16 protein-coding genes, 1 pseudogene and 1 CRISPR repeat array are annotated in these 19,127 nt (G+C 69.4%); of the genes and pseudogenes, 10 read left to right on the top strand and 7 right to left on the bottom strand.

Annotation, left to right across the window (positions count from 1 at the left end):
- Positions 1-97: 97 nt before the first annotated feature.
- The 4 genes from AB0F01_RS27575 (at position 98) to AB0F01_RS27560 (ending at position 2,222) form a co-directional block, all read left to right on the top strand.
- On the top strand, positions 98-439 hold the full coding sequence (locus tag AB0F01_RS27575) for a hypothetical protein (RefSeq protein ID WP_192230469.1): 342 nt from the start codon (positions 98-100) through the stop codon (positions 437-439).
- Positions 436-882, top strand: a complete 447-nt coding sequence (locus tag AB0F01_RS27570) for a MerR family transcriptional regulator (protein ID WP_362101150.1) — start codon at positions 436-438, stop codon at positions 880-882. Before AB0F01_RS27575 ends, AB0F01_RS27570 begins: the two co-directional genes overlap by 4 nt.
- A complete protein-coding gene (locus AB0F01_RS27565) occupies positions 863-1,174 on the top strand; it encodes a hypothetical protein (RefSeq protein WP_225611377.1) in 312 nt (103 codons plus the stop codon). The genes AB0F01_RS27570 and AB0F01_RS27565 overlap by 20 nt, the downstream gene beginning before the upstream one ends.
- Before the next feature lie 100 nt (positions 1,175-1,274).
- Positions 1,275-2,222 (top strand): bile acid:sodium symporter, encoded by a 948-nt coding sequence (locus AB0F01_RS27560; RefSeq protein ID WP_192232604.1) that lies wholly within the window; start codon positions 1,275-1,277, stop codon positions 2,220-2,222.
- A 10-nt stretch (positions 2,223-2,232) separates the two neighbouring features.
- Here AB0F01_RS27560 and AB0F01_RS27555 read toward each other — a convergent pair.
- The 3 genes and pseudogenes from AB0F01_RS27555 to AB0F01_RS27545 form a co-directional block, all read right to left on the bottom strand.
- Positions 2,233-2,515 (bottom strand): annotated as a pseudogene (locus AB0F01_RS27555) (N-acetyltransferase); the annotation flags it as partial.
- 23 nt (positions 2,516-2,538) lie between these two features.
- A complete protein-coding gene (locus AB0F01_RS27550) occupies positions 2,539-2,910 on the bottom strand; it encodes a metalloregulator ArsR/SmtB family transcription factor (protein ID WP_192232599.1) in 372 nt (123 codons plus the stop codon).
- A gap of 41 nt (positions 2,911-2,951) precedes the next feature.
- Positions 2,952-4,013, bottom strand: coding sequence for an NAD(P)/FAD-dependent oxidoreductase (locus AB0F01_RS27545; RefSeq protein ID WP_192232600.1), 1,062 nt, complete (start codon positions 4,011-4,013; stop codon positions 2,952-2,954).
- Positions 4,014-4,122: 109 nt separating this feature from the next.
- Here AB0F01_RS27545 and AB0F01_RS27540 point away from each other — a divergent pair, with 109 nt between their 5' ends.
- Together AB0F01_RS27540 and AB0F01_RS27535 are read left to right on the top strand one after the other, a co-directional pair.
- A complete protein-coding gene (locus tag AB0F01_RS27540) occupies positions 4,123-5,529 on the top strand; it encodes an NAD(P)-binding domain-containing protein (RefSeq protein ID WP_192232601.1) in 1,407 nt (468 codons plus the stop codon).
- On the top strand, positions 5,526-6,767 hold the full coding sequence (locus tag AB0F01_RS27535; RefSeq protein ID WP_192232602.1) for an MFS transporter: 1,242 nt from the start codon (positions 5,526-5,528) through the stop codon (positions 6,765-6,767). The genes AB0F01_RS27540 and AB0F01_RS27535 overlap by 4 nt, the downstream gene beginning before the upstream one ends.
- On the opposite strand, the gene AB0F01_RS27530 is transcribed toward AB0F01_RS27535, so the two are convergent.
- Positions 6,712-7,173: a hypothetical protein gene (locus AB0F01_RS27530; protein WP_362101201.1), complete on the bottom strand. Its 462-nt coding sequence runs from the start codon at positions 7,171-7,173 to the stop codon at positions 6,712-6,714. The genes AB0F01_RS27535 and AB0F01_RS27530 overlap by 56 nt on opposite strands.
- A gap of 1,060 nt (positions 7,174-8,233) precedes the next feature.
- Here AB0F01_RS27530 and AB0F01_RS27525 point away from each other — a divergent pair.
- The 3 genes from AB0F01_RS27525 to AB0F01_RS27515 are packed head-to-tail and all read left to right on the top strand — an operon-like array spanning position 8,234 to position 10,175.
- Complete coding sequence (locus AB0F01_RS27525; protein ID WP_192232603.1) at positions 8,234-8,461, top strand: hypothetical protein; 228 nt, start codon at positions 8,234-8,236, stop codon at positions 8,459-8,461.
- Entirely contained in the window at positions 8,458-9,360 is a 903-nt protein-coding gene (locus AB0F01_RS27520; protein ID WP_362101145.1) for a sigma-70 family RNA polymerase sigma factor, read from the top strand. The genes AB0F01_RS27525 and AB0F01_RS27520 overlap by 4 nt, the downstream gene beginning before the upstream one ends.
- Positions 9,357-10,175 (top strand): hypothetical protein, encoded by an 819-nt coding sequence (locus tag AB0F01_RS27515; RefSeq protein ID WP_192232485.1) that lies wholly within the window; start codon positions 9,357-9,359, stop codon positions 10,173-10,175. The genes AB0F01_RS27520 and AB0F01_RS27515 overlap by 4 nt, the downstream gene beginning before the upstream one ends.
- Before the next feature lie 57 nt (positions 10,176-10,232).
- Here AB0F01_RS27515 and AB0F01_RS27510 read toward each other — a convergent pair whose 3' ends face one another.
- Positions 10,233-11,006: a hypothetical protein gene (locus AB0F01_RS27510; RefSeq protein ID WP_318653232.1), complete on the bottom strand. Its 774-nt coding sequence runs from the start codon at positions 11,004-11,006 to the stop codon at positions 10,233-10,235.
- A gap of 877 nt (positions 11,007-11,883) precedes the next feature.
- On the opposite strand from AB0F01_RS27510, the gene AB0F01_RS27505 reads away from it, so the two are divergent.
- Positions 11,884-13,725 carry a DEAD/DEAH box helicase family protein gene (locus AB0F01_RS27505; protein WP_362101141.1) on the top strand — a complete coding sequence of 614 codons (1,842 nt, stop codon included), beginning with the start codon at positions 11,884-11,886 and terminating at the stop codon, positions 13,723-13,725.
- A 14-nt stretch (positions 13,726-13,739) separates the two neighbouring features.
- Here the strand turns inward: AB0F01_RS27505 and AB0F01_RS27500 are convergent, their stop codons facing one another.
- The gene (locus AB0F01_RS27500) at positions 13,740-14,000 is read right to left on the bottom strand and encodes a hypothetical protein (RefSeq protein ID WP_192232483.1); all 261 of its coding nucleotides are present in this window, start codon (positions 13,998-14,000) and stop codon (positions 13,740-13,742) included.
- A gap of 944 nt (positions 14,001-14,944) precedes the next feature.
- A CRISPR array of direct repeats spans positions 14,945-16,009; the repeat unit is 29 nt; unit sequence GTCCTCCCCGCCGACGCGGGGGTGTTCCG.
- Positions 16,010-16,068: 59 nt separating this feature from the next.
- On the bottom strand, positions 16,069-18,597 hold the full coding sequence (locus tag AB0F01_RS27495; protein ID WP_362101138.1) for a Helicase associated domain protein: 2,529 nt from the start codon (positions 18,595-18,597) through the stop codon (positions 16,069-16,071).
- Positions 18,598-19,127 lie beyond the last annotated feature (530 nt).

The following is a 19,127-nucleotide window of genomic DNA, read 5'->3' as shown; positions in this document are numbered from 1 at the left end:
GCCACGAGGACCGGGACTTGCATCCGGTACCCAGGTACAGGTTTACCGTCGAAGACGTCCCCGGGACCGCCGGGGCGTGACGACGGGAGCGAGGGTCATGACCGGACTGGACTGGGTGCCGCAGTCGTGCACGCTGCCCACCGCCGAACGCCCGCTGCGGGTGGAGGAGTGGGACACACTGTTCGCCGAACGGCTGCGGCAGGTCACGCGCATGGATCCGCGGCTGGTACGGCTGGAGCTGGCCCACGGGCCCGGCGTGAAGGACCGCGTGCGGGACCTCGCCGAGCGGGAGAGCGGCTGCTGCTCGTTCTTCGCCTTCACCGTCACCGCCGAGCCTGGCGCCGTGACGCTGGAGGTGGCGGTGGACCCGGCCCACGAGCCGGTCCTTGAGGCCCTGGCGGCGCGGGCGGACTCGGCACGTGGTGGGGGTGCGCGGTGAGCGCGGGGCTGCGCAGCGGGCAGGTTGCCGAGGCTGCCGGGGTGAACATCCAGACCCTGCGCTACTACGAGCGGCGCGGGCTCCTTGCGGAACCGGACCGCAGCGCGGGCGGGCACCGCCTGTACGGCGAGGAGGCCGTGACCGTGCTGCGGGTGATCAAGGCCGCCCAGCGGCTGGGCTTCACCCTGGACGAGGTCGCCGAGCTGCTGGAGGCCGGCCGGCACCGCCACGGCCGCCCCGTGCCCGGTCTGCAGGAGCGCGCGGCCGCCAAGCTCGCCGAGGTCGACGCGAAGATCGCCGACCTCACCACCATCCGCGCCGCGCTGGTCGCTGCGGTGGAGGCCGGCTGCGACGACCTGACCGTTTGCGCCGCCAGCCCCTGCTGCCCGATCCCCTTCACCGACCTCGCCGAGGAGAACCGCCATGCCGGCCCCTGCTGCTGACCCCCGCCCCCGCCGGGCCTCGAAGGCTCTTGCGTCCTTGGCGGGGCTGGCCTGCGTCGCCTGCTGCGCGCTGCCCGCGCTGATCGCCGCGGGTGTCCTCGGCGCCGGGGCCGCCGCGGTAGTGGACTGGCTGCCCGCCCTGGCCATGGCCCTGGCGGCCCTCGCGGCCGGCACCTGGTGGGCCGGCCAGCGCCGCCGGTCCTGTTCCTGCACCACCAGCGCCAGCGGTCCAGGCTGCGGTTGTGCCAAGGCGTCCGTCCTCGCGACGGTCCGGTCGTCGTCGGACACATAGGGTCGATGCGCCCGAGTCGGCCGGGCCGGTGGGACGGAAGAGGGATCGTGTGGAGAAGGCAGTAGTGACACAACAGCAGGACGAGGGCCTGGTGGCGGCGATGGAGCGGCACCAGGTCGCCGTCTACCTGGCCGCGATGGCTGCGGGGGCCGTGGTCGGCCTGGCCGCCCTGTCGGCCGGGCCGAGCCTGAAACACGCCATCAACCCCGTCCTCGCCGCCCTGCTGTACGTCACCTTCCTCCAGGTCCCGGCCGCCGAGCTGCTGCGCTCGCTGCGCGCGGGCCGGTTCTTGGCCGCCGCCCTGGTGGTGAACTTCGTGGTGGTCCCCGCCGTCGTCGCGGGCCTGTTCGCGTTCCTGCCGGACGACCAGGCGGTGCGGATCGGGGTGCTGCTGGTGCTGCTCGCGCCGTGCGTGGACTACGTGATCGTCTTCAGCGGCCTGGCCGGCGGCAGCAGCCAGCGGTTGCTTGCCGCGACCCCGCTGCTGCTCCTCGCACAGATGCTGCTCCTGCCGCCGCTGCTGTGGCTGTTCATGGGCCCGGACCTGGGCGACGTCGTGGAGGCCGGTCCGTTTCTGGAGGCGTTCGTCTTCCTGATCGTGATCCCGCTCGCGCTGGCCTGGCTCACCCAGGGCTGGGCCGCCCGCCACCCGGCCGGGCAGAAGACCTCCGACGCCGCGAGCGTGGCCATGGTGCCGCTGATGGCCGCCACCCTGTTCACGGTCGTCGCCTCCCAGGTGCCCAAGCTCGGCGGCAGCCTCGGCGACGTCGCCGAGGTCGTGCCCGTCTACGCCGTATTCCTCGCCGTGATGGCCTTCGCCGGGCTCGCCGTCGCCCGTCTCTTCCGCCTGGATGCCCCTGACAGCCGGGCGATCGTCTTCACCGGCGCCACCCGCAACTCCCTGGTCGTCCTGCCGCTCGCCCTCGCCCTGCCGGACGAGCTGGCCGTGGCCGCCGTCGTTGTGGTCACCCAGACCCTGGTCGAAGTCGTCGGGATGGTCCTCTACGTCCGCGCGATCCCCCGCCTCGTCCCAGCCACCATCCGCTGACCGGCTCATCCACCAGCGGGCTGCGGCGCTCCAGCAGCACCACATCCCGCCAGCCGCCACGGTGCCGGCCGATGCGCTCACGGGTGCCGATGGTGCGGAACCCGGCCGGCTCGTGGAGGGTGAGGCTGGCGGTGTTCTCGGACGCAGACGGAGTGCTCGACCACGCCGGCTGGGCCGTGGCGAGCGCCGTCTCGGGTGGCGTTCCCTTCGGCGATCCCGTCCGGGTAAATGGCCAGGACCTGCTCAGCGTGCTTTGCCGTCATGGGCGCCACCACGGAGCTGCTGCTCACCATGCCCTGCTTATCCGCCCCCGGTTTCAGGCCGCGGCCGGCAGTGTGAGGAGCTTGCCCATCGCGGCCAGCACCGAAGGCTCCACGCGGTAGTACACCCAGGTGCCGCGCCGCTCGGAGGTCAGCAGTCCGGCCTCCTTGAGCTTCTTCAGGTGGTGGGAGACGGTGGGCTGGGAGACGCCGACGTCGGAGATGTCGCACACGCACGCCTCCCCGTCCTCGTGGGAGGCCACGGCGGAGAACAGCCGCAGGCGGACCGGGTCACCCAGCGCCTTGAACATCCGGGCGGCCGTCTCGGCCTCCTCAGCAGTGAACGGCCGCTCGGTCAGCGGCGGGCAGCACGGCACCACACCGTCGGTGTCGGGCTCGAGCAGCGGCAGCACCTTCGTATGTGACATGCATCTATGTTGACACATGTCGAACCAATGCGGGAGGGCCGTCAGGAGCGCGCGAGGTGGGCGGCCAGGCGTCGGGCGATCCGGTCCGCGTCCCGGCCCACGCCGCGCAGCGAGTTCGACGACAGGCCGCGCTGCCACTCCAGCCCGACGAACGCCAGCCCCGGCACACCGACCGCGAGCCCTCCGCGGTGCCGCGGGCTGCCCGATGAGTCGAGGGCGCCGTCGAGGCGGGCAAGGTAGGGCAGGTCGGGGCGGTAGCCGGTAGCGAGCACGAGCGCGTCGACCTCCTCCCGCGCGCCGTCCGGCCAGAGGAGGTTGGCTCCGTCGGCGCCGGTGAACAGCGGCCGGTGCTCCGGCCGTCCGGCGGCCAGGGCGGCCCGGTATCGGCCGTCGTCGAGAACCGGCTGCGACGGCGGGCGAGGCAGGAGCCGGCCGAGCGGGGCGGCGTCCAGGCCGGTGCGCGTCAGCCAGAAGTGCAGATCGCGGCCGAGGAGGCGCTGAGCCGCGAACTTCACCGGCCTCCGGCTGGCGAGCGTGACGCGGGCGGCCTGGGCGAGTTCGGCGGCGATCTGTACCGCGGAGTTTCCCGCACCCACGACCACCACCCGGCGGCCGTCGAACGGGGCCGGGCTGCGGTAGTCGGCGGCGTGCAGTACCTGGCCGGTGAACTCCTCCAGGCCCGGCAGCGCCGGCCGGTGCGGGCGCCCGAACGAGCCGGAGGCCGCCACGACGGCCCGCGCGGACAGCCAGCCGCCGCCCTCCAGCTCCACCTCGAAGGAGTCGCCGGTGCGGTGGACCGCGGCGACTCGGTGGCCGGTGCGGATCTCGGCGTCCAGGCGGTTTGCGTACGCGGTGAGGTAGGCGACGACCTCGTCGCGGTGCGGATAGTGATCCGGATCGGCGCCGGGGAACGGCATCCCGGGCAGGGAGCTGTACCGGGCGGGGGAGAACAGCGTGAGGCTGTCGTAGTACCGAGGCCACGACCCGGCCGCCCGGTCGGACGCCTCCAGTACCACCGGCCGCAGGCCGCGCCGCAGCAGCGCGTGGGCGGCGGCGAGGCCCGACTGACCTCCTCCGATCACGACGACGTCGACGTGCTCCATCAGCGCACTCCTTGGTTTCGAATAATGTCTATGTTGACGCTCATCAATACAGGTGTCATGCTGGACCGCGCAAGCCATCGACAGATGTCGAACCATGCAAGGAGTCGTCGTGAATGCGCCCGCCGCCACAGCCGAGTTGCCCGTCGTCGTGATCGGAGCCGGCCCCGCCGGTCTGGCCGCCGCCGCCCACCTCATCGATCAGGGCATCGAGCCCCTGGTCCTGGAAGCCGGGCCCACCGCCGGCACCGCGGTGCGCGACTGGTCACACGTGCGCCTGTTCTCCACCTGGGGCGAGATCGTCGACCCTGCCGCCGTGAAGCTCCTCGCGCCCACCGGCTGGACGCGCCCCGACCCGGCGACGTACCCGTCCGGCGGTGACTGGGCCGACCTCTACCTGCAGCCGCTCGCCGACGTCCTCGGCGACCGCGTCCGCTACGCCGCCACCGTTACCGGCGTCTCCCGCACCGGCCGGGACCGGATCGTCGACGCCGGCCGCGCGACCCAGCCGTTCGTCGTGCACATCACCCACGCCGGCGGGCGCGAGGAACGCCTCCTGGCCCGGGCCGTCATCGACGCCTCCGGCACCTGGGCCACGCCCTCCCCGGCCGGCGGCAGCGGACTGCCCGCGCTCGGCGAGAGGGCCGCCGCGGACCGGATCACCTACCGCGTCCCGGACCTGAAGGACCCCGCCGTCCGCGCCCGGTACGCGGGCAGGCGCACCGCCGTGATCGGCTCCGGCGCCTCCGCCTTCACCGCCCTCGCCCACCTGGCCGACCTCGCCACGTCCGACGACGGCGCGGGAACGAAGGCCGTGTGGATCCTGCGCCGCGGCATCTCCGGCTCCACCTTCGGCGGCGGCGGAACCGACCAGCTCCCCGCGCGCGGCGCCCTGGGCCTGGCCGCGAAGGCCGCCGTCGACGCCGGCCACGCGCACGCGGTCACCGGCTTCCGCACCGAGGCGATCGAACGCGACACCGACGGCCGCCTGATCCTGGCCGGCGAGGACGGCCGCCGTCTGGACCCGGTCGACGAAGCCATCGTCCTGACCGGCTTCCGCCCCGACCTGTCCTTCCTGAACGAGCTGCGCCTCGGGCTCGACGAGCGCCTGCAGGCACCCCTCGCCCTGGCTCCGCTGATCGACCCCAACCAGCACTCCTGCGGCACCGTCTACCCGCACGGCCACCGCGAGCTGTCCCACCCCGAGCAGGGCGTGTACCTGGTCGGGATGAAGTCCTACGGCCGCGCCCCGACGTTCCTGGCGATGACCGGCTACGAGCAAGTCCGTTCCGTGGCCGCGGCGATCGCCGGCGACCTGGAGGCGGCCGACCGCGTGGAACTGACCCTGCCCGAGACCGGAGTCTGCGGCGGCGCCGGCCTGTTCGATGTTCCCGACGCCGCTGAGGCCGACGGCGGTGGCTGCTGCGCGCCCGCGCCCCAGCTCGTTCAGCTCGGCGCCCCTGTGGCGGCGTCGGCAGTCGCTGCTGAGTCCCCGGCGGGCGGCTGCTGCGGCTCGTGACCGACCTCAACACCCCAGCCCGCGGGGCCGCGACCGGAACAGGGGACCGGTCGCGGCCCCGCGCCGCCCTGCCCGCCCTTTGCGCCACGCAGATCGTGAGCTGGGGCATCGTCTACTACGCCTTCCCCGTCCTCAACCCCCAGATCACTACCGCGACCGGCTGGCCGGCCGGGGCAACCACCGCGGCGTTCTCCCTCGCTCTCGTCGTCTCCGCCCTCGCCGGGATCCGCGTCGGGCGCATCCTCGACCGACGCGGCCCACGTGCCGTCATGACCGCCGGTTCCGTGATCGGCGTCATCAGCCTACTGATCGTGGCCGCAGCCCCCAACCTCGCGGTTTTCACCGCTGGTTGGATGCTGGCCGGGTTCGCGATGGCCGCCACCTTCTACCAACCCGCGTTCGCCGCCCTCACCCGCTGGTGGGCACCCGACCACGTGCGGGCCCTGACCATCGTCACCCTCGCCGGCGGGCTCGCCTCCACCGTCTTCGCACCCCTGACCGCGGCCCTCGCCGACCCCCTGTCCTGGCGCCACACTTACCTCGTGCTCGCCGGCATCCTCGCCACCGTCACCATCCCCACCCACGCCCTGGCCCTGCGCGCACCGTGGCCCGGCACCCCAACCAGCCCCACGCACGCGGCCGCAGGCGCTGCCCAGGTCAGGCGCAGCCGACCGTTCCTGCTGCTCGCCGCCGTCTTCACCCTGTCCAGCTTCGCGATGTACGCCGTCGTCGTCGCCCTCGTCCCGCTCCTGTTGGAACGCGGGTACACCACCAGCCAGGCCGCCTGGGCCCTTGGCATCGGCGGCGCCGGACAGACCCTCGGCCGCACTCTGTACGCCGCCTTCGCCCGCCGCACCACCGCCACCGTCCGCACAGCGCTCCTGGTCGCGCTCGGCGGGCTGACCACCGCCGCCTTCGCCGCCGTCCCCGGTCCGTACGCCCTGCTCATCGCCGTGTCGATTGTGGCCGGCATGGCCCGCGGCAACCTCACCCTGCTCCAGGCCACCGCCATCACCGACCGCTGGGGCACCACCCACTACGGCCGCCTCTCCGGAGTGCTTGCGGCACCGGCCACTACAGCGGCAGCCCTCGCGCCGTTCGCCGGCGCCGCCCTGGCCGTGCCCCTCGGCGGCTACGGACCACTCTTCTGCCTCCTGGCCACCGTCTCCGTGGCCGCCGCGCTCATCGCACCGTGGACAGCCACAGCGCCGCACGCCGCCGATCGCCACGGACTCTGACAGTCGGTGGCGTCAGGGGCTCTGAGGTCTTGTCTCTGGGACTGTTCGCGCGCGAGGCGGTGGTGGGCGGTGAGCCACGAGAAGGTGCGCTCGATCGCCCTTTTCTTGGGCTGGATCTGGAATCCGCGCCGGCCTGGGGCCTTGCGCACGATCTCCAGCTCGCGGCCGAGGATCGTGCGTGACCACTCCACGAGGCGGCCGGCGAAGCCCTGGTCCGCCCAGATCTTCTGCACGCCCGGATGGTCCAGGCGGATCCACAGCAACGAACGCTTCGCGCCGCCGCGACCACGTGAACCGCCGGCAGCAGGCCCAGGGTGTCCGTGACGATGAACCGTTTGCGGCCCTTGACCTTCTTGCCCGCGTCGAAGCCCCGGGGCTCGGCGGGGACCGTATCGGCCGTGCGCACGGACTGCGAGTCGATCAGCCCGGCGCTCGGTTCCGCGTTACGGCCGTCGGCCTCACGGACCCGGCTGCGCAACGTATCGTGGACCTGCTCGACGGTGCCGTCATCGTGCCACCAGGTGAAGTACCAGTACACGGTGGGCCAGGGCGGGAAGCCCCGCGACAGTTGGCGCACCCGGTCCGCACCACGTAGAAGATCGCGTCCACTATCCGCCGACGTGGGTGCTTCTCCCGCCGCCCCCCTTCGGACCGACCCTCGCCGCCAGCAGTGACGGCTCTACCAGAGCCCAAGGCCGACCATCCGGCTGTCACAGCTGGGGCGGGGGTTTCTCGTCATCGTGGAACTGCCGAGGAGGACCGTGATGTCGCGGCCAAGGCGGGTCCCGGAGTGATGGGCCTTGCGGGGTGAGGGGTGCGCTGGTCTGCCCTCCGGGATGCCGGTCGCGGTGCCCGGGCGGGAGCTGATACAGCGAGACGGTTGACGGGATGCCCATCGGGCCGGCCGTGGGGAAGACTTGCATCAAGGGACGTGCGGCTGATCCGTTGGCCTGCTCTCGGATGGTGCTGGACAGGACCGTGTGCGTGGGCAGGCTGCCGGGGAGTGTCAGTGCTGTGGTCTACGGTCGTCGTGCCCCCTGTGCGGGGATGTGCTCTCGCCTGGCCTCTATGGGCGGCCAGGCGAGAGCGGATGCCCGCTTCCCCCATTGTTTCGGCACGGGGACGGGCCCTTCCGGATGGAAGGCCGACACCAACGGCGTCACGTTCCATTGACGTCGCTTCGGCCTGCAATTGCAAGGAGAACCGGGAACTTCCACCCGTCAGCGCGCCGACTTGCCCCCTCAGACGCCGCTACTCTCCCCAGCCGTGCCGGAAACGGCCGTGATCGCTATTGTTCCGCGATTCCCTGATCACATGGCGTAACAACTCCCCATCTGGTCATGCTGGTTGCCCTCCCCAGCGCGGCGGCCTCGGCACCCGTCTGCGCGGGGCGCCGGCGTGCCCTCCCGGATGGGGCCGCCGGGCTCACATGGCTGACCCGACGACGAACAAGGGGAGTACCCCGTATGAAGCCTCGGCAGATAACGGTCACCACGGTCACGGTCACGGCGACCGTGTTCGCCTGGAGCGTGGTGATGGTGGCCGCCGGCGAGACAGCCGCGGTGGCCGCGCTCGCCCCGGCCCTCGCCCTGACCGTGCAGCAGATCGTCCACACCGTCCGCACCCGCCCCGCACCCACGCCCGGCTCCGCCCGCCTGGACGCCAGTGCGGACAAGGAGGACGACGCCCCGTGACGACACCGACCGAACCCCCAGTACCACCCGGCAGATCCGCACCCGCCCGCCCCGGACGCAAGCTCGGCCCCGTCGCCGACAACGTCGGCAGCGCCCACCGCGCCTGGCTCGACCCGATGCGCACCTCCTACCTGGCCAGCGGCCTGACCCTGAACGAGCTCAGCATCCGCGTCCGCTTCGCCAAGTCGAAGATCTCCGAACTGCTGCGCGGCGTCGGCCTCTACCCCCGCTGGGAGATCGTCCTCCTGCTCGCCACCGAGCTGGGCATGCCGAACTGGCCCCTGTACCGGCTGTGGAGCCAGGCAGCCCTGGAAGCCCACAAGAGCAGCGAATGGATCAACGGCTGCACCGACCGCATCACCGTGACCGCAACCCACACCACCCCGCCCTTGGACCACGGCGCCTTCCGTGAACTTGTCGAGAACGACTACTCCCTCTACGCCCAGGTCTTCCTCGACGATAACCAGCGCGACAACGCCGTCGCCGACACCTTCGACCGCCTCTGGCTGTCCTGGAACCAGGCCCTCGCCAGCCACGACCTCCGCCGCTACGCCTGGAACGTCCTGCGCACCACCGTCATGGCCCGCACCCCCCACCGCGACGGCCGGCCCGAACTCGGCCACGCCGCCTTCGACACCGTCACCCTGCAGAACCTCACCGACCCGGCCCACTACGCCCAGCAGCTCACCGAAACCCTCGAACTCTTCACCGCGATCAGCCGTCTGCCCGACCGCCAACTCGACGTCATCGTCCTGCGCCGCCTGTGCGGCTTCACCCACGAGGCCGCCTCCGCCCTCCTGGGCACCTCCCTGGCCACCATCCGCTCCGACGAACGCCACGCCACCCGCTTCCTGGACAGCGTCATCCCGCCGCCCAGCACCGAAGGGACCGCCCCGTGAGCCACATCGAAGAACGCCTCTCCAGAGCCCTCCTCATCCGCAACCGCACCATCCCCCGAGAGACCACCCCCCACGCCACGCCAGGCACGACCAGCACACGCCAACCCGGACACACTCCGGCCTCGGATGGCCCGCTCACCGAGGCGGCCGAAGACCTGCGCGCCCTATGCGAAACCCTCCTCACTCACACCCCACCCACCGCCGTCGCTGACTTCCTCACCGACCAGGTCCCCGAACCTCGCAGCGCCCTCGCCCTCGCCTGCATCTTGCAACTGTCCGACACTGACGAAGGGGCACGGTTCTGGTGGCAGTACGCCGCCGGCGCCGGGCAAGCCGCCGCCGCCTACTGCCTCTACCTCCACCACCTTGCCCAAGGAGAGAGCGACACTGCCGACTGGTGGCACCACCAGACCGACGACGTCCAAGCCCTATCCGGATCAGCAGACCCGGCTCAGGACGTTGGCCCCGAGCCGTCCTGCCCCCGGCGCTGGCACCCCGCCAACCACTCCATCACCGACACATCCACCACCACCATCCTCCGAGTCCTGCGCCACCTCTCCGCGAACACCACCCGCTCAAGGTCAGCGACAGTCCTCAAGCTGATGACCTACATCCCCCGGGCGGTCACCACCGGCTACCTCCGCGAACCCGAAGCCGAACTTCCCGTTCCTGGAGACGGCTTCGCCCAACGCGTCCAGGAGCTGATCAACACACCAGCCATCCGGCCTGAAGCAGGTGAACCGGCAACCCACTCCACCGCTCATGATGCTGAGGAGGCAGCGCCGCAAATGCTGGGAGAGACCGCGAAACGGTGAGGGCTCCGTTTCCTGACACCTGGTACGTAGTGGCGCACGTCGTGGGACGGCCCCGTGTTACATGCTGTCGGCCCATGCAGGGACGGGGTAGGTGTGGACGTCGCCGAGGGCGAGACGGAGCGGACCGAGGAGGCGGTGAGCGAGGCCGGGGGAGAGGTCCTCGATGGCGAGGGCCGCGGCGGCGAAGCAGACGGTTTTCTGTTCGTCCGAGAAGTCTCGTACGCGTTTGCCGTAGGAGCGGGCTGCTCGGGCCAGTCCTGCTTCAGTGTGCTTGATTAGGGCGTTCTTCAGCTGTGCCCGGTTGGCGGCCGTGGCGAGGTCCTGCGCCTCGTACCAAGCGGGGTCTTCGCGATCGGTCGGCCACGCCTTGTTGTAGGAGCGGCGCAGGGTGAGGATTTCGTCCCAGGTGAGCTTGTTCAGTCGGGTGAGCAGTGCTGCTGCTGTGTGCCCCTGGGGACCCAGCGCCCACCATGCCGGTACCCGAAACCGTATCCTCTGGCTCCAGGTCCGTCCGGACCGCTCCTCGTCATCACCCGGGACCAGAGTGAAGATCCACAGCCCGAACGGGACCTCGGTCGTGAACGGCAGGTAGTCTGCGCCTGATGCATGTGGTGCTGCGCGGGGCGATGGCTGCTTGCGGCGCCGCAGGGGCACGCTGGGCGTCTCCTCGATGAGGACGCCGCGACCGTCGCGCAGGCAGGCGGCGTAGTCGACCGGGTCGTCGTCGAAACCGCGACCTGAAGGGCGTGTGACCTTCCAGCCCCAGCCAGCCGGCAGACGGTTCGGGTCCACTCCCGCGGCCGTCCAGTCTTCCCACCCGAGGCCGTGCACGGGCTCTCCCTCCGTGGCGGTACAGAGCTCTCTATTCTGGAATACCTCGTAGCGCCCGGGCTGGGAGAAGGCGTGAATAGATCATGACTGGCCGCACCGCGCCCTGCGGCAGCAGGGCGTTGCCTTACCTCAAGGCTTCGCCGCCCCAGGCCCGACTGGAACGACAAGTATCCCAGCGCGGCTGCCCTAGTTCTCGGCCTGCAAGGTTGCCGCCCTTTCGCCGAAGCCACCCAGGCAGCCCAGGCGTTCCTGAACCCGCTTCTGGACGGCACCGTCACCGGTCACTGACACCCGATACAGGCAGCCACCCAAAGCATGACCCGCACCACCAGCGCGTGAGAAGTGCGCGTCCCCCAGATCAAGACCAGGCCGTGCGCGGACCTGGTGGGGCTCGACCCGGTCCGGTACCGCGCACAGCCGCTCTGGGCGGCCGCCGGGCCCCGGCTTGACGCGCTGTCGGAGGTCAACGCCGCCGCCTGGACGCCGTACGCGCTGCCCCGTGTTCGTCCACCATTCTGCGGTGACGCCCCGACCGGGCGAGGCGGCGCGCTCGACGGCTTCACCCAGGATGAGGGCTGCGAGAAGGCCGTACCGCCCGGTTGCCGGTACGACCAACCTCACGCTGACGCGTGGTGAAGGACCAGAACGGCCGCGGTGATGCCGTTGCAGCATCCGGGGGAGGAAGCAGGCAGGGCAGCTGACGCACGTGGACCGCCAGCGCCCCTCCCCAGAGCCGATGGGGGCCGAAGGATCGACGTCAATTGGTGTTGATCGAGCATGGGTTGTCAGTGGTACGTGGCATTCTGTCGACGATGGCCGGGTTAGGCCATCTGTGTGGACGGAGGTGCCGTTGCCCGCTGCCCGAGATCCGAAGCGTTTGTACACCGCGGCAGAACGAACAGCGCTGTTCCTGGCCGCAGACGGTTGCTGCACCATGTGCGGCGCCGAGCTTCAGCCCGGATGGCACGCCGATCACGAAGTGCCCTGGTCCAAGGGCGGACGCACAGACATCTTCAACGGGCAGGCGGCATGCCCGTCCTGCAACCTCAAGAAGGGCTCCAACGGCGTGAGGCTTCGTAAGTGGCAGGAAGACGGACTCCGCAAGTTCCTGGGCACCCAGAACGACTTCCTCGCGGTGGCTACGCCCGGCGCGGGCAAGACCACGTTCGCCATCCTTGCCGCGAAGTCCATGATCGACCGAAGTGAGATCACCAACGTCTTCGTCATCGTCCCTACCGCCCACCTGCGAGGCCAGTGGGCCCGGGCTGCGGCCAGGGAAGGCATCCAGCTCGACTCCGAGTTCGTCAACCGCAGCCAGGAGAAGGCGAGCGACTTCGACGGCATCGTTGCGACCTACCAGTCCGTGGCGGCAAACCCGCTGCTGTGGCGCAAGCTCTCCTGCAACCCCCGCCGACCATCGCTGGTCATCTTCGACGAAATCCACCACGCCGGCGAAGCCGAACACCTAGCCTGGGGAACTGCGCTCTCCGAAGCCTTCTCGAACGCCCACCGCCGTCTGTCCCTGTCGGGCACGCCCTTCCGCAGCGACGGCAAGCCCATCCCATTCCTCAACTACGGTCCCGACCGTCGCGTCGTGGCAGACATCAATTACGACTACGGTATGGCGCTGCAGGACCAGGAGGTCGTGCGCCCGGTAGCCTTCCCCGCCATGGATGGTGAAGCACGCTGGCGCTTCGCCTCCGAGCACCCCATGTCGCAAAGGCTCTCCGAGGCGGACGCTAGCACTATCGCTGCGGCACTGAAGACCGCCCTCGACCCGGGCGGCCAGTGGATCCCTTCGGTCTTGAGGCGGGCGCATGAGGAACTGACTCTGATGCGCCAGGACAAGCCCGACTGCGGAGGGCTTGTCGTCGCGACAGACCAGGCCTCCGCGCATGCCTATGCAGATATTCTCCGGCATCAGACCGGAGAGGACGTGAAGATCGCGGTCTCCGATGATCCAGCCGCTTCCAAAGTCATCGACGACTTCGCCCGCAGCGACACTCGCTGGATCGTGGCCGTCCAGATGGTTTCCGAGGGCGTGGACATCCCCCGGCTTGGCGTCATCGTCTATGCCACCCGCGTCCGTACCGAGATGTTTTTCCGCCAGGTCGTCGGCCGATGCGTGCGCAAGCAGGGAGATGAGGATGAGATGTGTGCCCGCGTCTTCATCCCGTCCATTGCGCAACTGCTGACCATCGCAGCGGGAATCGAGCGCACGGTTGATGCTGTCCTCGCCGACGAGGAGAGCAAGGTCCGCCGTGAGATGGCAGAAGGCGAAAGCGACCCTCGGATGCTGCCGAGGACAACCGAGGTCCTTGGATCATCCGCAGCCGCCCACGCCTTCACGATCAACAGCGGCGAGGCTTTCGAGGAAGCCGAGCTGCTCCATGCCCGTCGTCTGGGCCAGCAGGCTGGCCTTCCGGTAGGGACAGAGCCCTCTGCTATCGCTCGGCTCCTCCGGCTGAGCGGCGGATCCGCCCAGCCCGGGGCGGCCCCCGAGCCGCCTGTTCAACAGACCCGCTCCGAGCGCAAGAAGGAACTCCGCGAACTCATCGCACGGAAGGTGGGACGACTCAGCCGCCTGACTCGTAAGCCCCATAGTCACATCCACGCCGAACTGAACCGCGAATGCCAGGAGAGGAAGATCGACCAGGCCACGCTGGCAACGCTGGAGAAGCGGCTCCTGATTCTCGATAAGTGGTTGCAAAGCGCATGACACAGTCACCGAAATCAAACGCTGTCCTTGTCCATGCTCTCGGTAGCGGCGTTCGCTCCCTCAGTAACGGTCTTGCAGACGTTCCCCCGCTCCTCACTCGTGTCCTCCAGGAAGAGGCATGGCGTGAGTTCACCACTCCGCGAGGTGAACTCATCAGGCATGAGAAATTCTTGGACTTTGTCCTCGCCCCGCCAACGGCGGGGCTGGGAGCAGACGTCGCACTGGTTCGGAGGATAGTTGCTAACGACCCAGTGGCTCGTGAACTGTTCGAGCATGCCCTTAGAGACACGCAGAACCCTGACCCGAACACTAGTGCCGCAGCAGGCGACAGTCACGAAGTGCGGCAGCTCAGTAAGGCTCATCAAGCTGCGCTAAAACGCCTACACAGAGACGCGCCAGAGATTTACAGGAAAGTCATCTCGGGTGAATTGAGTGCAAATGCGGCAATGGTCGAAGCGGGGTTCCGGACAAAAACATTCTCAGTCCCGGCAACCCGTCCAGAAGCATGTGCGCGCAGCCTGAAGAAGAACCTTAGTGAAACGCATCTTCGCGAGCTTATTAAGCTGCTTACCGATATTTAGATTACTGACGGTGCCTCACCTCGTCGAATTCTCCAAATGCAGGCACGCGCTTCTCGACGCAAGCGCTGGTGAGCCATGTCTGGTTAAGAAATCGTGAACAATGCGGCATGCGGCATGCGGCATGCGGAAAAGGTCTGCCATTTGGCGCAATTAGGAAGACCTCGTATCGAAGGGAATTAGACTGTGAGAGAACCTTGGGTACGCCGCGGTTACGACCAGATGCGCCTATGGATGCGGATGCCATTCGGCGCCACCAATCGGGCATGGCTGCACGGCGAGCTGGGCGATCGTATTCGTCCGGAATGGAATAACACGGTGCGCCCCGGGCGGTGGGAGATAGCGAAGCCGCACCTGAGGACGCTCACGACGGCTCTCGCCAACCGGTTCGGAGAGGCTCACGTCTACCTTGAGTTCTCTACGACGGAGCGATGCGACCGCAAGTGCCAGACAGCAGCCGGTGACGACTGCACCTGCTCCTGCCGCGGTGAACATCATGGCGGCGGAACCTACTGGATGGAATGGCAACTCGTTGGAGAGGACACTCTCATCGGTCCGGTCGGTCGCGTGGAACGGCACTACATCGTGAGGCGCGACGACATCGGTTTGTAGGCCGGCGTTGCACCGCGACGTTCGCCCTGGTCCTCCCCGCCGACGTGGGGGTGTTCCGTCTTCTCGGGCGACGCGGGGGATCGCCCGAGAGTCCTCCCCGCCGACGCGGGGGCGTTCCGCAGGACGTCGTCTCCATCGACTGCCTGTATGGGTCCTCCCCGCCGACGCGGGGGTGTTCCGGGTTCGGCCGGGTCGTCGTCGGCGGTGCCGGTGTCCTCCCCGCCGACGCGGGGGTGTTCCGGCGGAAGGGTTCGCGTCCGCCCTGGACCGGATGTCCTCCCCGCCGACGCGGGGGTGTTCCGCTGCGGAGGATCTTGCGGTGGTCGGAGGTGAGGTCCTCCCCGCCGACGCGGGGGTGTTCCGTATCCGGGCATCAAGGGCGTCTATCAGCATCCGTCCTCCCCGCCGACGCGGGGGTGTTCCGACGCCTGGCCTGCGGTCGAGCGTGCGCTGCGCGTCCTCCCCGCCGACGCGGGGGTGTTCCGCCGGTTCGTGTTGGTGTACTGCTGCTGGCGCCGTCCTCCCCGCCGACGCGGGGGTGTTCCGAGACCTACGGGGACCTCGAAGCTGGGGTCATCGTCCTCCCCGCCGACGCGGGGGTGTTCCGTCCTCCGTGCCGTGGGTGGCTTGCCCGGCGAGGTCCTCCCCGCCGACGCGGGGGTGTTCCGCAGCTCCGGGAACTCGCCTACCGTGGCGCGTCGTCCTCCCTGCCGACGCGGGGGTGTTCCGGACTGGTTCGGCACCCGGGCCACGCTGCATGAGTCCTCCCCGCCGACGCGGGGGTGTTCCGGGCCGCGACGTGGTGCGGGGCCTGTGGACCGGGTCCTCCCCGCCGACGCGGGGGTGTTCCGCGGCCGGACTCCTCCAGCACGTCCTGAACGACGTCCTCCCCGCCGACGCGGGGGTGTTCCGATGCACGGTACGTCACGGCACGTCTAGGGGAGTCCTCTCCGCCGACGCGGGGGTGTTCCGGCCTCGGGGTTCTGGTGGATCTCCAGGTCGCGGTCCTCCTCGCCGACGCGGGGGTGTTCCGGACCACCATGACCAACCCGACCGCCGCCGTCGGTCCTCTTCGCCGACGTGGGGGTGTTTCTTTCGACGGGCACCGGCTGGTCATGTGGCGCACGTGCTCCTTGCCGACGGGGGTGTCCGGTCACGTGGCTGTGTGTGGCGTCTGTTCCGTTGGTGGGGTGGCCCAGTCGAGTCCGAGGGCGGCGAGTGCGGCCAGCTTGTCCGCAGTGAGCCTGGTCCGGCGGCTCTTGTGGTTGGACAGAAACACCCCCAGTTTCACGACGTGTTCCACGCCGTCGACCACCACGGTCTCCTCATGCCCCCTGGAGGGCGTCAGAGAGCCCGTGCGAGCCTTGAACTGCGCCAGCGCCGCAACACCCCGCGCGAAGGCCGCTGAACGGCCCCCAGACGGGCGTCTGCCCGCCGCCGCGTCTCCTGGTCCTGCCTGTGCCGGTGCGGTCTGCTCGGCCGGCTCTACACCCAGCCGGGCGAGTCGGTCGCGTTGCCCGTGGCTCAGGAGCGGCCAGTCCTGCCGCTGGGTGGCCAGCCACCGGCCGACGTCCATGCCGTGCACGACCGTCCCCGGTTGCACCGACGCGAGATCGACACCGTCGTCCACCAGGTTCTTCAGCGTGGCGTAGTGGCGCTGCCAGTCCACCGGCCAGTCGGGCTTCCAGTCCGGATCGATCGCCGCCAGCAGCGCCGCCCGCCGGGCCGCCCGCTGCGGGTCCTTGCCCAGCCCGCCCTTCTTGCGGGCGTTGGCCAGCCACTGCCCCACCGGCCTGTCCAGGATCGCCGCCGTCACCGGAGCCGCGAGCGTGCCATAGACATCGAAGTACGCACGGGCCGCTCCCAGGTTCTCCTCCCACGCCTCATCGGCCGGCTCCCACACGATCCCCAGCTCCTCCAGATCCTCGGCCCGCTCGACAGCCAGCCGCCCCGCACGCATGGCCCGCCGCTGATCCGACAGCCACCGCCCGAGCGGGAAACCACCACCCCTGAACGCGGCCGGCGCACCCGCCGGACCGCCCTCGACATGGTTGTAGGGGACGTCCAGGTGGCCTTCGCGCTGGCGGTAGGCGACCGCCGCACGGTGACCGGCCTTCCAGTTGGCGTGCTCCGGCTCGATCAGCTGGTACTTGACGAACCGGGCGACGAGCGACGGGTCGCGACGGGTCCCGAACCGCAGCAGCAGCCGGTTCTCCTCACCATCGTCACCCTCCGGCGCCTCACCGAGCCACGACGGCACCGGCTCGCTGCGATTCAAGTTTTCCTGCGGCGCCGCCAGCATTTCCACCGCACGCTCATCATGCGCCCGCAACCCGGACAACACCCTCACCAACGGACGATAAGAAGCCGAATACGGCATATCCTCCGGTGTCTCACCCTCACCCAGGAAAATCGGCACGATCAGCGTCGCCAATTTCCCCTGATCCGGCTTCTGACGCAACGCGCGCCCAATGGCCTGGACGATATCCACCGCCGACCCCTTCGGATCGATCAACGCAACCGAATCCACGCTCGGCACATCCACGCCCTCACCCAAAACCCGGCAATTCGACATCACCGCACGACCCGCCCGCGCCCCGAACACCCGCAACCGCTCGCCACGCACCTCCTGGTCCTGCTCGCCCGACAACCACCCCGACCACACCGCCTTCGGGTGCCGCTCCGGATCACTGGCGTGCAACTGGCGCACCACACGGGGGAGCCCCTCGGCGAAAGCACGAGCCTCGATGGTCCGGTGGTGGAAAGTGATGCACCGGCTCAGCCGGTGCTCGCACATCGTCTCCAGCAACGCGGCCTGAAGCACCGCCAGCCGCTCACCGCGCACATGCTCCTCGTACCGCTCCTCGCCGTACAGCTTCTGCAAGGGAAGCGAAGGGTCACGCAGTTCCACCACCACGATCTGGTACCGCGCCAGCAGCCCCCGCGAGATCGCCTCCGACAACGCCATCGCCCACAGAACAGGCCCGTAAATGGCCTCATCGTCCATCGAACAAGCCATCTCCTCCGGCAACGGGTCACGCGGCGCCACCGCCCCCTCGACCTCACGCTCCCAACGACGCCGCGGGGGCCGCTCCATCCAGATCCGCGGAGTCGCCGTCAGATACAACCGCCGCATCGCCGGCACCAGCTCCTGATCATGCACAGCCGCCCACGCCTTCCCCAGATGCCCACTGGTCCGGTGCGCCTCATCGACTGCCACCAGGTCCCACACGTCCATGGGGAGCCCGTACAAACCCTCGTGAGCCTCGATCAGAACCGGCAGGGAGGCGTAGGTGGCGAACACCGTCACCGGCCCCTTGCCCCAGTGCAGCGCCAGCTGCGGCGCGCTGGTCGTGGACGGCACCCCCAGCGAATACAGCTGCGGATCGTCCTCGATCGAGCACACCGCCACCATCGGACCCGAATGTCCGAACGCCCGCCACTCCTGCACCGTCTGCGAAAGCAGAGCCAGAGTCGGAACCAGAACCAGAACACGGCCATGAGGCGCAATACGGTGCGCAGCGGCGGCGGCGATGAAGGTTTTTCCCGTACCGCACGCGGCGTGCACCTGACCGCGCAATCCACCGTCAGGGATCCGCTGTCCCGGACCGATATGGAGCCCGGACACAATGGCTTCCACGGCCTCTTCCTGATGCGGGCGGAGTTTGATTTTTTCGGCCATGACCAGGAACCTTTCTCCAGGTTCATCAGGAAGTGAGTGTTCGTTCGGAAATCTACCCGATGCAATCGCATGATGCATCATGCGTGGGGCGGACGCCTCATGTATCTCTGATCCAGTTGGCGGATGGCCGGTTTCTGCTCGTGCTGGCGTGTCCGAGTGGTACCCTTGCCAGCGTGGCGGATTTGGGGCGCAGGCCGCCCGGTAGGTCGTCTGACGGTTGGCCTGCACGGGGGTTTCTCCGCCTCAGCCGTCCTGCTCCTGGTGGTGGTTCCGGGGGTGGGCCGGCCTCTGGCCGGTGGTGCTGGTTGGTTCGGGATCCTACCTGTTAGCAGACTTGATGCACCGCCACCCGCCCCGCTTGCTGCTGCCCGGCGCAGCCGATAGGGCAGGAGCGCAGCGGATGCCCCGGGCCGGTGAAGCGCAGCGGAACCGGACCGCCAAGGATTGGAGCGCAGCGGAAATCCGTATTCACGCGAAGCGTGAATACATGAAAGGCGCGAAGCGCATTTCATAAAACACGCGGAGCGGGT

It is taken from the genome of Streptomyces sp. NPDC029526 (assembly GCF_040637405.1).
Classification (GTDB): Bacteria; Actinomycetota; Actinomycetes; order Streptomycetales; family Streptomycetaceae; genus Streptomyces.
This window is presented reverse-complemented; position numbering and strand designations above follow the sequence as displayed.

Bases quoted from the DNA above. Each gene is read 5' to 3' on its own strand.
- AB0F01_RS27565 (WP_225611377.1), top strand. From the start codon at position 863: ATGCCGGCCCCTGCTGCTGACCCCCGCCCCCGCCGGGCCTCGAAGGCT.
- AB0F01_RS27575 (WP_192230469.1), top strand. From the start codon at position 98: ATGACCGGACTGGACTGGGTGCCGCAGTCGTGCACGCTGCCCACCGCC.
- AB0F01_RS27495 (WP_362101138.1), bottom strand. From the start codon at position 18,597: ATGGCCGAAAAAATCAAACTCCGCCCGCATCAGGAAGAGGCCGTGGAA.
- AB0F01_RS27560 (WP_192232604.1), top strand. From the start codon at position 1,275: ATGGAGCGGCACCAGGTCGCCGTCTACCTGGCCGCGATGGCTGCGGGG.
- AB0F01_RS27545 (WP_192232600.1), bottom strand. From the start codon at position 4,013: ATGGAGCACGTCGACGTCGTCGTGATCGGAGGAGGTCAGTCGGGCCTC.
- AB0F01_RS27500 (WP_192232483.1), bottom strand. From the start codon at position 14,000: ATGCTCGAACAGTTCACGAGCCACTGGGTCGTTAGCAACTATCCTCCG.
- AB0F01_RS27525 (WP_192232603.1), top strand. From the start codon at position 8,234: ATGAAGCCTCGGCAGATAACGGTCACCACGGTCACGGTCACGGCGACC.
- AB0F01_RS27550 (WP_192232599.1), bottom strand. From the start codon at position 2,910: ATGTCACATACGAAGGTGCTGCCGCTGCTCGAGCCCGACACCGACGGT.